This window comes from Cytobacillus massiliigabonensis (assembly GCF_900199725.1).
Classification (GTDB): Bacteria; Bacillota; Bacilli; order Bacillales; family Cytobacillaceae; genus Cytobacillus; species Cytobacillus massiliigabonensis.
This window is the reverse complement of sequence record NZ_LT904904.1, coordinates 2,487,251-2,501,205: the sequence shown is the minus strand read 5'-3', so window position 1 is coordinate 2,501,205 and position 13,955 is coordinate 2,487,251. Positions and strand designations below refer to the sequence as shown.

Annotated in this window: 15 protein-coding genes and 1 riboswitch; of the genes, 1 reads left to right on the top strand and 14 read right to left on the bottom strand. The window is 35.2% G+C overall.

From position 1 onward, the window contains the following. Positions 1 to 14: 14 nt before the first annotated feature. The 9 genes from C1726_RS23545 to C1726_RS23505 form a co-directional block, all read right to left on the bottom strand. A complete protein-coding gene (locus tag C1726_RS23545) occupies positions 15 to 1,187 on the bottom strand; it encodes a TraB/GumN family protein (protein WP_102275382.1) in 1,173 nt (390 codons plus the stop codon). A gap of 235 nt (positions 1,188 to 1,422) precedes the next feature. Further along, a complete protein-coding gene (locus C1726_RS23540) occupies positions 1,423 to 2,232 on the bottom strand; it encodes a protein phosphatase 2C domain-containing protein (RefSeq protein ID WP_102275381.1) in 810 nt (269 codons plus the stop codon). A 1-nt stretch (position 2,233) separates the two neighbouring features. Then, positions 2,234 to 2,677, bottom strand: coding sequence for an HIT family protein (locus tag C1726_RS23535; protein WP_102275380.1), 444 nt, complete (start codon positions 2,675 to 2,677; stop codon positions 2,234 to 2,236). Between the two features lie 173 nt (positions 2,678 to 2,850). Continuing rightward, positions 2,851 to 4,536, bottom strand: coding sequence for a methyl-accepting chemotaxis protein (locus C1726_RS23530; RefSeq protein ID WP_102275379.1), 1,686 nt, complete (start codon positions 4,534 to 4,536; stop codon positions 2,851 to 2,853). 144 nt (positions 4,537 to 4,680) lie between these two features. Further along, entirely contained in the window at positions 4,681 to 4,995 is a 315-nt protein-coding gene (locus C1726_RS23525; RefSeq protein WP_102275378.1) for a DMT family transporter, read from the bottom strand. After that, positions 4,992 to 5,330, bottom strand: a complete 339-nt coding sequence (locus C1726_RS23520; RefSeq protein WP_102275377.1) for a DMT family transporter — start codon at positions 5,328 to 5,330, stop codon at positions 4,992 to 4,994. The genes C1726_RS23525 and C1726_RS23520 overlap by 4 nt, the downstream gene beginning before the upstream one ends. Positions 5,331 to 5,404: 74 nt before the next feature. After that, positions 5,405 to 5,501: riboswitch (guanidine-I (ykkC/yxkD leader) on the bottom strand. Positions 5,502 to 5,603: 102 nt separating this feature from the next. Then, entirely contained in the window at positions 5,604 to 7,181 is a 1,578-nt protein-coding gene (locus C1726_RS23515; protein ID WP_102275376.1) for a putative polysaccharide biosynthesis protein, read from the bottom strand. Further along, positions 7,171 to 7,632, bottom strand: coding sequence for an NUDIX hydrolase (locus C1726_RS23510; RefSeq protein WP_180968283.1), 462 nt, complete (start codon positions 7,630 to 7,632; stop codon positions 7,171 to 7,173). Before C1726_RS23510 ends, C1726_RS23515 begins: the two co-directional genes overlap by 11 nt. A 140-nt stretch (positions 7,633 to 7,772) precedes the next feature. Continuing rightward, positions 7,773 to 9,008, bottom strand: a complete 1,236-nt coding sequence (locus C1726_RS23505; RefSeq protein ID WP_102275375.1) for a dicarboxylate/amino acid:cation symporter — start codon at positions 9,006 to 9,008, stop codon at positions 7,773 to 7,775. Between the two features lie 340 nt (positions 9,009 to 9,348). Here C1726_RS23505 and C1726_RS23500 point away from each other — a divergent pair, with 340 nt between their 5' ends. Continuing rightward, positions 9,349 to 10,932, top strand: a complete 1,584-nt coding sequence (locus C1726_RS23500) for a GNAT family N-acetyltransferase (RefSeq protein ID WP_102275374.1) — start codon at positions 9,349 to 9,351, stop codon at positions 10,930 to 10,932. A 39-nt stretch (positions 10,933 to 10,971) separates the two neighbouring features. Here C1726_RS23500 and C1726_RS23495 read toward each other — a convergent pair whose 3' ends face one another. The 5 genes from C1726_RS23495 to C1726_RS23475 all read right to left on the bottom strand — a co-directional run bounded on the left by C1726_RS23495 (position 10,972) and on the right by C1726_RS23475 (position 13,841). Next, positions 10,972 to 11,382: a vWA domain-containing protein gene (locus C1726_RS23495; protein WP_102275373.1), complete on the bottom strand. Its 411-nt coding sequence runs from the start codon at positions 11,380 to 11,382 to the stop codon at positions 10,972 to 10,974. A gap of 169 nt (positions 11,383 to 11,551) precedes the next feature. Further along, positions 11,552 to 11,761 (bottom strand): hypothetical protein, encoded by a 210-nt coding sequence (locus tag C1726_RS23490; protein WP_102275372.1) that lies wholly within the window; start codon positions 11,759 to 11,761, stop codon positions 11,552 to 11,554. 132 nt (positions 11,762 to 11,893) lie between these two features. Next, the gene (locus C1726_RS27010) at positions 11,894 to 12,196 is read right to left on the bottom strand and encodes a TIGR04104 family putative zinc finger protein (protein ID WP_180968282.1); all 303 of its coding nucleotides are present in this window, start codon (positions 12,194 to 12,196) and stop codon (positions 11,894 to 11,896) included. A gap of 66 nt (positions 12,197 to 12,262) precedes the next feature. After that, positions 12,263 to 13,174 carry an aminoglycoside phosphotransferase family protein gene (locus C1726_RS23480; protein ID WP_102275370.1) on the bottom strand — a complete coding sequence of 304 codons (912 nt, stop codon included), beginning with the start codon at positions 13,172 to 13,174 and terminating at the stop codon, positions 12,263 to 12,265. 94 nt (positions 13,175 to 13,268) lie between these two features. Then, on the bottom strand, positions 13,269 to 13,841 hold the full coding sequence (locus tag C1726_RS23475; RefSeq protein ID WP_102275369.1) for a DJ-1/PfpI family protein: 573 nt from the start codon (positions 13,839 to 13,841) through the stop codon (positions 13,269 to 13,271). Positions 13,842 to 13,955 lie beyond the last annotated feature (114 nt).

Here is a 13,955-nt window from a genome sequence, read left to right as displayed (position 1 = left end):
AACATCCTTTGTCATTATAAATGCTTAATAAATAATCGAATGACATCTGCTCCGCCAATAAAGGTTCCTAGTGAACTCCCGATATTTGCCAGTACAACAACAAGGAGTACTCGAGTTACTTTATTTTTCCAAAATCCTTTGAAACTAAAAACGTCCTCAGATAATGTCTCAAAATCTTTTACACTTGGTCTGCGGAAGTATGCTTGTACAGTTCCAGCAAACCAGCCTGCAGCCGTTATTGGATCTAACGCTGTAATTGGCGCGGCAATAAAGGCTGTCAAAATGGCTATTGGGTGACCGAAAGCAAGTGCAGTTCCAAGTGCAGCGAACGATCCATGCCAAAGCACCCAGCTTAATGTCTGCTGAAGTCCTGCAGAAGGATTTGTATAAAAAGTATAAGCGATTATGGAAATAATAAAGATTGGAATGAGCCATCCGATAATTTTTGGAACTTTCGATTTAGGTGGCACTTCATTTAAGCGGGCTAAATCATGGTCTTTCCTTATTTCTTTTGTAATACCCGGAACATGTGCTGCGCCTAATACAGCAACTACTTTTTCTCCAGGAGCATTTTTAATCTTCTCTGCTAAATACTGGTCCCGCTCATCAATTAATGGCTTCTTTAATTTAGGAAAAGTTTCCGTGAATTCATTCAAAATCGCATTGATTGTGTCCTGCTCTTTAATCTTTTCCAGTTCTTCTTCTGATATGCTTTCCTTGCTGAATATACTAGCTATTACTTGTGTTAGTAGCATTGTTTTACCTTTTAATCCAATACCTCCCCAAATGCGAGAAAAGGTAATTTGGATATTTCGGTCAGCAAGAACAAGTTCTGCACCCGTTTCCTTCGCTGATTCAATCCCTTGAATCATTTCTTGGCCTGCATTTATACCAAATTGATTTGCCATTCGGTTCTGGAAGGAAGAAATGGCAAGATTCATTAATAATAATGAAGCTTTTTTTTCTTTTATGACCTGAAAAATGTCCATTTCCTTCCATTTATTCCCGTCAGTAATGGATTTATATCTTTGGTCATCCAATTCGATGCAAACTGCATCTGGCTGTTCAGCTTCGATTACTTCTTTTACCAATTCTGCGCTATGTTTTGAAACATGTGCCGTACCGATTAATATGTATTCTTTATTTTCTATGTATAATCTAGTTATATTTTCATTTTCAACAGACATATATTACCTTCCTTTTATCAATAATTAGCTGGTTTCAATTAAGGAATGCTTATCATTCGATTCAAACATTTACTTAATATAGTATAACAGGATTTTCAACTTCCTGATATGATTTGATGCTAGAGGACGATAAATATGCTATTTTTTCATAGCACAGCAGAAAATAAATGCTATAGATCAATAAAAAAACAGGTGCAAGCCGCACCTCTAGTAAACATCATTTAAACCAAGTTCCCTATTCATTGCTTGGTCTTGTAACTTTATTAGTTATACTTACTTTCCATGAAATAATGGTCGTACTATCCCTCACATGATTATCCTGAATTTTTTGTAATAGTAGCTTTATGCCCTCTTCATCTTCAAAATTTGAAAGAATTTTATCTATTTCTTTTGGATTTGAAAAAGGTTCATTCGGACACTCAATAAGTCCATCGGTAGTTAAAAATATTCGGTTTGAACCTCTTCTTAGCTCCCTTATTCCACTGCTATAACAAGGAACTGTTTGTACAAACGTGTTGACTTGTCCAACCCATTCGAAGAATTGCCGTTGGTTCATTTGGTATTGACCAAGAGAAGCAAGTTCTGGGTGGAAAATATATGAGGAACAATCACCAACTGAAAACCACCAAACATATTTATTTTTCCGAGCAACAATTAAACAGGCTGTTTCCCCCTTTGCTTTCTGACAAGCAGAAAGAAATTTTTCTCCTTGAAAGAGATCCAAGACCGCTGCTTCAAGTCTTTTAAAACATTGGTTCACCGGCATTGATAGTATAGTGGCAATTTCTGTTTTTTTAAATGAAAATGTTTCTATTACTATTTCTGCACTTTCCGTGGTATGATGTGCATCCAAAATAATTGCAAATTCCCACTCCTCTTTATCGTCAACCCATATCAAGCAGCCATCTTCATTTTTATCCTGCCCTGCTGTTGAATTTCCTCCAAACCGGCCTATTATTATTTGTTGGATTTTTTGAACATCTATTTTATCTACAAAATGTTCCTGACTGCCAACCCAAGTAAATTCTTTAATGATCGTATTCATATCAATTGTTCTCTAGGTACTTTTTTATACGGTTACAAAGTTCAATAACAGCTTGGTTGTCACCCATTGGTGCATCCTCCCAATCATATACTTCCCAAGGTCCCCAAAATTCTTTTGGCGTATTAGGATATCGTGCCATAAGATGGAGATGGAGATGCGGGACAGCATTTCCTGACACAACAGCATACACATGTTCTGCATTTTCAGATTTCATAAGAGCTTTACTAACTCTAGACATCATTAATCCAAATGCTTTTGCTTCCTCTTCTGTCATATCACCAAGTGTTGGAGCGTGTCTCTTTAAATCAATCATAATATGACCTAGGTAATTAGGTTTTCCATTTCTATCAATATGACCAACATAGATATACTCATCTTCGTATATGGTTACTCCATCAGTTTTTATAGCTCCATTATGTTTATGACAAATAAAACAATCATTCATAATGATTCCCTCCTTTTTTAAATATTCCTAAAATTATAATATATAAACGCTCGCATTGGTATAATTTTCTATTTTTTATTTTCACACTAAAAAGCACCTCCAAGAAAATGGAGGTGTCATATATAGCAATTCGCTGTGTTATAAGTCAAAACAAGTCTTAATATAAATGGAATTTATACTTTAAATCTTGATACCATTGATTGCAAGCCCTCTGCTAATTTAGATAATGATGCAGTTGCATATGTGATTTCTTCCATTGTGGCAAGCTGCTCTTCTGTAGAAGAAGCAATGTTTTCTGTACTTGCTGCCGTTTCTTTCGTTCCATCTGTGATTCCTTCAATTGAATGCTGCACCATTTCAAAGCCAGCAGTAATTTGCTGTGAGGTCGCAGCTACTCCTTGAATTTGTGAAGTCACCTTTTCAATAGAGTCAAGAATTTCATTAAAATTAGAAACTGTTTCCTTAGATATTTTGATACCTGAGGCGACATTTTCCTTCACCTGAACAATGTTGCTTACCGTATCAGCCGATTCACTTTGTATCGTTGCAACTAAATGATGTATTTTATTGACTGAAAGATTCGTTTCGTCCGCCAATTTTCTCACTTCATCTGCAACGACAGCAAAGCCTTTTCCATGTTCACCTGCTCTAGCTGCTTCAATTGCAGCATTTAATGCAAGTAAATTGGTTTGACTAGAAATCTCAGTAATCAAAGATGAAATCTCTTTAATTTCTTGAACACTTGATACTAAGGAATTTACACCTTCACCAGCCATATCTACAGACTGATGAATGGACTCCATTTGCTCTACAACCTTTTTTACAGATTCTGATCCATTTTCAGCCTGAATTTTCATAGCCGATGATACCTCTGCCACATTTGCTGTGTTTTCAGTCACTTCTACTAAGTTTTGCAGTGATTGATTAACAGCTTCTAAACTATTCTCCATCATATCACTTTGCTGAGAGTTACTGTCTGCAATTGTCTGCATAGAAGCGGAAACAAGTTCAGTAGTTGCCTTAGATTGTTCTGCACTGGCAGTTAATTCCTCTGACGATGCTGCAACTTGCTCAGATGAGCTGCCAACTTGTTTAATGATTTCTCTCAATGATTCAACGAACATATTAAACGATAATGCTAGTTGTCCAAACTCATTTTTCCCCTTGATTCTTACTCGTTTCGTTAAGTCCGCCTCTCCTTGGGCAATCTCCTCTAATTGTTTATTAATCTGACCAAGCGGAATCAGAATCGCTCTTAATAAGAAAAAGCCTAGTATAACACCTATGATTGTGGCTATTACTACTGCGGATAGAAGTGCTGCTTTACTCCAGCTTCCTTCTTTCTCTATCTTTCTGCTTAGACCATTAACATCTTTCTCAAGTACTTCCACGAACCGGTTAACTGCGGGATCTAAAACTTCTTTTCTTAATGCTCTCTCTTCTCCAAAGTGTAAACTTCTAGCTTCTGATGGGTTATCTTGAAAGGACCGAATAACCTGCTGATTCATCTGCCAAAATTCATTAAAACTCTGTTCGAGTGATGCAAGATTCTTTTTATATTCATCCACTACTATAAGTTTTTCAATATCTTTAATTGTTTTTTTAATCTCACTAGCTTTACTCTGCATTCCGCTTGAGAACTGCTCATCCCCTGTAATAATAAAAGCTCTTTCATCATTTGAGAGTCCTGCCAGACGATATTGGACTTTTATTATTCCTTTTTGAACTTCCATTTTATTTTTTAATAACTGATTTTGATCAATGGTTGAATTGATAATAGCAATAGAAAACAACCCTAGAGCAATTATCGTTATTATTAAGATGGATATGGTAGAAATTAGACTCGTTTTAATCTTCAACTTTCCGTCACTCCCATTCGGTGTTAAATAATTGTTTTGTTGTTTAACTATAAGCAGTTAATACAATTATGAATCGTACTTTATTATATCGGTAAAGTGATGGAAAGTTTTAATAAATAATATTCAGTCCAATAAGAAAATTTATTATGATACGATTTTTAATCCAATTGCAGCTCCTAACACCATCGCAATAAAAAGGAGTCGTTTCCAGTCTTTTGGTTCCCCATAAAGAACCATACCTAAGATGGCCCCTCCTGAAGCCCCAATTCCTGTCCAGATCGCATAAGCCGTGCCCATTGGCAAATTTTCCATAGCAAGTGCAAGAAATAAAAAGCTTAATCCGAACCCTACTAGCATAAAAAGAAGAGATTGCCAGTTGCGGTTCTTGTGTAAGCTGTTGATCATCGTTACGCCTACCATTTCAAAGATTCCTGCAAGTACCAGATACATCCAGCTCATTCCGTTTCCCCTCCCTCATTTTGTTCATCTTTCGTTACAAGCTTTAGACCAACAACACCAATTAAAAGTATTGAAACAAGAATCATTTTTGAAATTTTCAATGGTTCATGGAAGAATAAAATTTCCGCAAGTACCGTGCCAGCTGTACCCATTCCAACGAATACGGCATAAACCGTGCCAACGGGAAGTTTTTTCCCGGCCATGATCATTAAATAAAAGCTAACAATGATTGAGATAACTGTCCCTGTCCATGTCCATAAGTCGTCCGCATGCTTCAAGCCAATTACCCAGAATACTTCAAAAAATGCTGCAATAAAAACCTTAACCCAGTTCATTTTTTTCCCTCCATTTAATATTATTATTTAATTTTTTCAAAAAAAAATAAGCCAAAGAGATCTGTATAACAGTCATCTCCCAGGCTTTTATCCTTCCGTGGCACAGCAATCGCTATGAGTTTTCTCTCGGACCAGTCCAAATAAATTTGCGGAACCCTAGAAAACATTCTTATTCAGTTCATATTATTTTTAACATAGGTAAAACATCGTGGCAAACATCAAAATCTGTAAATTTCTTTATAAATGCTTAATGATTCTTTAATTATCTCTTACTTACTGACCCTTTAGAAATTTTTTAAATCTAATGAAATTCATGCCATATAAAGAAGTAAAATAAATTAGAATACCTAAAGAGCTACATAGGAACACAACTAAAAATGTCCCTGCATGTTGACTCAATGCATTTTCCAGTATATTAACAAAAAAAGCCATAATGAAAGTCGAAATAATAACAGTGACAACGCGATAATTGACTTTTATTAGATCTATTCCAATTCTTTCTCGAATGATGATCATGTTAAAAGTAAGTGATACTAGATACCCACAATAAGTGGCTATGATAAAACCCTTTTCTAAAAATATTCCTGGCAGCATAAAGTTCAGGATAAATTTAATCAGTATTCCAGAAAAAAGTCCGATAATTAATTTCTTCTGCTGATTGATTGCCTGTAGAATAGATGAAGTCACACCATAAAAAGCGATCAAAATTGCAGCAGGAGCATAAACTTTCAGCAGTTCGCCGCCAAGTACCGGCAAGTTCTTTTCTGTAAATAACAAAAGATATAGAGGTTCTGCAAGAATGCAGATGCCCGTTGCTGCAGGGATGATTATGAATGTAAGAATTAATAAAGATTGACCCATCTGCTCTCTTAACAAACCAAAATTATTCTGAACAAACGATTTTGTTATGTTCGGAATGATCGTCACGCTAAGTCCAGTAGTAATAGAAACAGGAATGAGCACTAGAATTTGTGCGAGCCCGATAATGGAATTAACACTTTCTGGATCTACCCCGTCATAGCCATAGTTACTTAATACAAAATTTATTGAGTATGTATCAATATTTTGATAAAGCGGCAGGCTTAATCCCATGATGACGAATGGAATAGAGTATGTGATGATTTCTTTAAAAATAGAAATGACCGATATATCAGTTTGTATGACGACCTCATTTCTTGACTTCAGAAGAAAATTTTTTCTCTTCCAAAAATAAAACAAAAGGACAGCAAGTCCCGCAATTCCGCCAATAAATGCACCAAATGCTGCTACTCCAACAGCATGCTTGATTGATAAATCTAAGAGCTTTAATGATACGACAACTCCTGCTAAAATAAATAATACTCTGGATAACTGTTCCACAACTGTACTGATAGCTGGAGGTCCCATCGAGTCGTTCCCTTGAAAAAATCCCCGTAATAGACTCATAGGCGGAATAATAATCAAAGCAAAGCTGACAACGCGAATGACATAGGTTACACTTTCTAACGTATTTCCATCACTTTTTTCATCAACAACGATTCCTGCAAGCAGCGGGGCTAGCATATATAAAAGTAAGAATGAAGTCATGCCCGTAACGAACATGAATGCCATTCCGGACTTTACTATTTTTCGAACGATGTCCTCCCTTTCAAGCTGTTTGTATTTGGCAGTTAATTTAGAAATGGCTAAAGGAATGCCCATCGTTGAAAGACTTAGCATAATCGTATAAGGTCCATATGCATATCTATATAAGGCGTAGCCAGAAGTCCCAATTAATACTGTTAAAGGAACAATATAAATAAATCCAAGAATTTTTGAAATAAAGGAAGCTGAGGAAAGTAAAAAAGTTCCCTTTAGCAATTTATTTGCCATTTTGTCTACCTATTTCTAATGCTTTTTTCACCGCCCAGCATTGATGTTCATGAAATAATTTCTTTTGAACCTCTGCAAATTCCATCCATACTAAATGATGATCGTCTTCCATTGGTTCGCAAACCTTTTTTCCGAGCCGGCATATATAAAAATAGCCCTGACTCAAATAATCCCTATACTCCTTTGTGGAAAAAAAGTATCTTTCAGCGAATCCAATATACTGTATGATTTCTATCTCTAATCCTAATTCCTCGATTGCTTCTCTTTTTAAACAATCAGTGTGTGTCTCTTCCCCCTCTATACCGCCGCCAGGTAGAAAAGACTTGCCACAATCTGTTTGGACAACCGCTACCTTTTCATTTGTATCATTAAAAACAACCGCATATACTGCGGGTCTCACTATGTATGTTTTATTTGGATCCTTCATGCCAAAAGTACGTATTAATTCCATAGGGTCCTCCATCAATTTACAAAATGATTTAAATTCTATTAATAATTGATATAATTATAGTTTAATATGGAACTTTTTACAAAAATAGTCAGATAGAAATAAAAAAGACTCCCATTGGGAGCCTGAAAAATGAAGAATTTTTATGCACTTTTCTCCTCTGATGCCGAATCTTCCTGTTTTCCTTCCGATCGATCTACTATAACTGCACATACAGCATCACCTGTAATATTGACAGAGGTTCTGCACATATCAAGTAAACGGTCAACCCCGAGGACTAATGCAATTGCCTCAACTGGAAGCCCTACGGATGTCAATACCATCGATAGCATAATTAGCCCTACACCAGGCACACCTGCAGTCCCGATACTAGCTAATGTTGCAGTTAACAAAATCGTAAGCAATTGACTTAAGCTCAGATTACTCCCATAAACCTGCGCAATGAATACAGTTGCGACTCCTTGCATTATGGCCGTACCATCCATATTAATAGTCGCACCTAGCGGCTGGACAAAACCACTGACACTCTTTGAAACGTTTAAATTATTTTGTGCTGCCTTCATAGAGATAGGTAATGTTGCATTGCTGCTTGAAGTGCTGAAAGCAACAATCATTGCAGGAGAAAATCCTTTGAAAAATTTGATTGGGTTCATTTTTCCTAAGAAGGAAAGGGCAGATCCGTAGACAAGTACAAGCTGAAGAAGGAGAACAAATAATACAACAAACATATATTTGCCCATCGCCATAATCGCATCAAAGCCTTGACCGCCGATTGCAGTAGCAATTAAAGCAAATGCTCCATATGGAGCAAATTTCATAATTACGTTCACTAGATACATTAATACATCATTTGCCTGCTCAATGAGACGATAAATTCCACTCACCTTTTCACCAAGCCTGGATAATCCATATCCAATAAATATCGAAAAAACGATGATTTGCAGCATCGATTCCTGTGCCATCGCATTGACAGGGTTTGTTGGAATAATGTTCACAAGTGTATCAATGACAGGCGGAGCCTCCGTTGCCTCATAATTTGCTCCATCTAATTGAAAATCCCCTGACCCAGGCTGAAATAAGTAGCTCATTCCAATAGCTAAAATAATGGCTATTGCCGTTGTGATAAGAAAGAAAGAGATGGTCTTCGCACCAATTCGCCCTAATTTCTTCGGATCACTGATTCCTGAAGTCCCAAGAATTAAGGATACAACTACAATTGGTACAACCAGCATTTTAATTAGATTGACGAATATTTTACCTAATGGATATAGAATATACGATTGAATAGTGTCATACATACTAGGCAAAGCTAAATTTAGGATTAGTCCAACAATAATCCCAAGTCCCATCCCCAAAAGGATCTTTTTTGATAAAGACATACTTAGCCTCCTTTATACAATATACAGATAATTATAAATATTCCATTTATTTTAATCAATAGGGCTAATTTCCTAGTGAGAACAACGTGAATTAAAAGAATAATCTCTATAGTTTTTTCTGTTCTAATTTATACAAAAATATGAACTGTTGATTCTATTAAACTGACAATAATAATAAAATAGGATAAATCATACATTCATAAGAAATACCTTTATTTTTTACAACAGGTTTCCATTTTTAGGAGAAAGGTATTTCCATATATCTCTTCTTATGCGAAAATAGATTTTAGTCATGATACATATCTTTAGAATGTAGCTTTGTAAAAGAGAGGTTTTTCAAATGTATTGGTGTAAAATTGCACGTACTGAAAAAGAGTTTGCGGAAATTGCAAAATTAAACTATGAAACCTTTGTAGAAGAGATTCCACAGCATGCCCCAGATCCCAATGGAGTGCGTGTGGATCCATTCCATAATGAAAATCAATATATTATTGTATTAAAAGATCAGGAGCTTGTAGGAATGATCGCGATACGTGATCAACGTCCCTTCTCTTTAGATAAGAAGCTTGGCCCTGTTGAAAATCTGTTATCTGAGAATGCGTTAACTGGTAAGCTTTGTGAGATCCGGCTTCTTGCCGTCAGGAAAGAACACAGGAATGGGCGTGTATTCTTTATGCTTACTGGGGCCTTATCCGATTATGCTTATAAAAAAGGGTATAGTGCTGCAGTGATATCTGGAACTGTACGCGAATTAAAACTATATGATCAAATGGGTTTTGAAGCTTTTTCAGAGCCAGTTGGTTCTGATGGTGCACAATTTGTTCCTATGGTTCTAACAAGAGCTCGTTATGAACAATCTGTTGCTGCAAGATTAAAGCAAAAGACGTATTCCTTTTTCCCGGGACCTGTTCAATTAACGGATGATATACGTGCTGCTTTATTAGAAGAGCCAATTTCTCACCGTTCATATGATTTCTCAGTTTCGTTAAAAAGAGTTCAAAATCGTCTTCTGACCATGAGTAAGGCTAAACATGTACACGTATTGACTGGCAGCGGCACACTTGCAAACGAGGCGATGGTTGGGCAAATCAGCCGATTGTCTGGAAAAGGGTTAATTCTTACGAACGGGGCATTTGGAGAACGTTTAAAAGCACAAGCAGATCGATGGAATCTTAAATACGATTTACTCTCATATGAATGGGGCGAGCCATTTAATGAGTTTCAAATGAATGAAAAGCTAGAAAGTAATAAATATGAATGGCTCTTAATGGCTCATGGTGAAACTTCGACCGGTATGCTTAATAATTTACAATTGATTCAGCAGCTATGCCGTAAATATAAGGTCAAACTATGTATGGATTGTGTGAGTTCATTTGGTTCATTGCCCTTCTCTTTAGCTGATGTATATTTAGCAACAGGAGTTAGCGGGAAAGCAATTGGAACGATGAGCGGAATTGCCGTTGTATTTTCCAATCATGTGATAGAAAGCGACAAGAATTTGCCTTCCTATCTTGATTTAGGTTTGTATGCAAATGGTAATATTCCTTTCACCTACTCTTCCCAGCTATTTAAAAGCTTTGAGCAAGCACTTCATGCATATGAAGATGATGAGCGCTATACACTGTTGCAAAGCAGGTATGAACAACTTCTTGCTGCGGAGAATGAAGAAGAAATGTCGTTTTTAACAACTGAAGGGTATCCAATGATTGTCACCTTAAAAGGAAATGAGGATGATCAATATATGGCAGAGGATGCAGCCCTATCAGGTTTTGAATTGCATTATAAGAGTGCTTACTTGGCTGAAAGAGGCTGGGTCCAACTGTCGATTATCCAGCCTGACTTTGAAAAAGCATGGACAAAATTCAGAAAATGGCATTTGATTTATAAAGATTATCAAAAAAAACAGCAGCATATATATAGCTAACTAAAATGATCCCTCACTTTTAATGAGGGATCTTTTCTGTTAAGCTACCTTAATCACTTTCCCAAATGGAACATGCGGGATAAAATCATCAGGAACAAGCCAATATAACTCAAAATCCACAGTATTCATTTCATCTGGAATAAAACCAGTGACATCTGTAATATAAAAAAGTGTATCAATTTTTTCTTCTTGTGCCCACTCAAGTACGAGTGTGTACGAAGATTTTCCATGTGTGTAATATTTAATCGTATCACTTTTTATAGGGGTAATGCTTCTTATTTTAAAATCTGCTTGAACTAATAATGTATCAGGTTTTAGTTGTTCAAAAAGCTTCACAATATTATTAATCAGGATCTTCGGAACTTCATTTGTCGATGTATCCACACACAATGCAACTTTTTTACCTTGCTGCTGCTGCAACAAAGAAAGCATTCTTTTATGCCATTTCAACCGTAATCATCCCCCTTGTTTGATTGAACAAGCCATCTTATTTTGGATGAATAAGAAAAGGTTTATGATTGGATAATTACGGAAAAAAAAATCTAGTTTGTGCTGATTAGATATACACCTGAAGAAAGAATATTCAGTAAAATATGCTTGTATTTACAAACAGCCTCCTTCACCTTTTATACTCTTTTCTATGTATATATACGGTGCTTTTATCTCGTGTCCATTCAGCAAGAAATGTTGCTACGAACATACATATTCCACCTGATGCTAATCCTATTTTGAAATAGCCTAAAATCATAAAACCAATTGAGCCAGCAAGTGTTGCTATTAAAACGACTATTAACCATGTTATGTTTTTTTCTTTTCTCTTGCTATCCAAACAGTTCACCTTCCTAAGTTACAATATTTTACTAAAATGTACGATCATCCCATTGGGAAGTTTCATTAAACTTTAAGAAATTTTGCTTTGCATGGATATACATACTTGCCCAATTTTCTATCAAAGAGACATTTAAATATTTGTAATCGTATTTTGTAATTTTTTATAATTTACTGCATAAGGTGCAAGCAATGAACCAAGAAAAGTTATGAATAACCCTATAATCAAAGTTAAAAAAATACTGTTAAATGGCGAGAAAAAGAAACAAAATAATATAAAAGGCAAAACAGTAAATGCGGTTACTATAAGTCTTGAAGGAAAAGTTATCATATGCTTAGAGCTGCAATGATCACACTGAACAGGACTATACAACAAATTAGCCTTATAAATTTTACTCCAGCTAAATGGAGAATGACAGCTGTCACATTTGGTCAAAATATAGCACTCCTATCTTAAAATTTTTTATTTTTGTTTAATACAATCAACCAACGTTTGGAGACTTTAAAGGCATTTGTTTATGTCATTGATTAACAACTGAACACGATTCATATAGTATTCACCTTTTTCTTTATCATGTAAAAACGAAATAAACAATAAAGAGAGCATTAAGGCTGTATCAAGACGATATATTGATTGAATTACTTTTTCCGTATTTTTAAGTAATTCTTCTCCGTCATATCCTTTTAAAAACTCTGTCCAGTCTAACTCTTGTGTTTCAGAAATTCTCATTAATTCCATGATTGGATTCCCGATAAATGCATTATCCCAATCAATTATCGCTTGAATGATTCCGTTTTTTGCTATTATGTTTGATCTTCTAACGTCGAGATGCAAAAGGCAATTAGGAATTTTTGAAGTATTTAAAATCGCTTCCAAAGCCACCGAATCTGGGATGATAAGTTCTGTATATACTAGTTTTCTTAATGACACGATTCGATCTCTTATTCTTTCAGAAATAATTTTACTTAATGTTTGTTCTTTCTGGTCAATAATTGACAAGCCATTTGTAGGTATCTTATGTATTTTTGATGTTAACTTCCCCACATCAAAAGATGAAATTTCATTATCATCACCAGCTACAAACTCTGAGACTAGAAAGTTAATTTCATTGCTAAAATAAAGCTCATGTATCTTTGGAACGGGAATTTCATGTCCATAACAATGCTTTGCTATCTCAGCCTCTTTTTGTAAAGAAATAATTCCGCTTGAATTGTTGTCCATCATGCTTTCATCTGTTCTCCAAGGCGTTCTAACTGCAAGCAATCCTCTCTCCTTTTCGGTAATCAAAAATACCGCATTTATAACTCCACTGCCAATCAATTGTATCTTTTCAATTTTCCATTTCTTTTCATGCATTAAAATATTGGTAACTTTTAGTCTTAATTTCTCTAACTCTGTATTTGTTATGTTCATATATTTGCGTTCCTTAAGTTAGTTTATTGACATCCTCATAACTGATATAAATTCATAAGAGTCTATAATATCCTAATTCTCTTGTGACTAATCATTATTCATCAGCTTCCATTAATCTATTTCTTTCTCCACGATAGAACTCTATTATTTCTGTACTAGTTTCTCTTACCATTTTAGCTACTTGGATTCCAAACTCAACATAGGCATGCCCCTGCGCAGTTATCACATTTTCTTGTATTACAATTTCTTTATAACGATAATTTCTTTCATCAAAAACACCTAAAAAGTTTCTTTGTTCTTTTGATAATGTAACAGTATAAGATAAGTTATTTAGGACTCCTGCTTTTGCTAAAACATATACACCACTGCATATTGCAGCAATATTTTTACCTAAATTAAAAAAATTGTTAACTAATACAAATAATTCTTCTGCATTTGCAATTGGCTTTAAATCTCCACCCGGGATAATTAAAATTTCGTACTTATTCGGATTAATTTCATCAATGGAAAAATTAGGCATAGTTATTAATCCAGCTTCTGAATAACAAGGGAGCTTTTTTAATGAAAATGTATGTAAATCGTGAGTATCTCTTAACATTGAAATAGCAGATGCGATTTCAAATTCGCAATACCCATTAAAAATAAACAATAATACTTTCGGTTTCATCGTCTTGACTCTCCTTTTCCAGCCCGCTATTAACTATTATTATCGTACTCTCTTGACTGTAACCGCTGAGAAGAGCAGTTTATATCAATTCTAACAGATTATGGTATTTTCTGA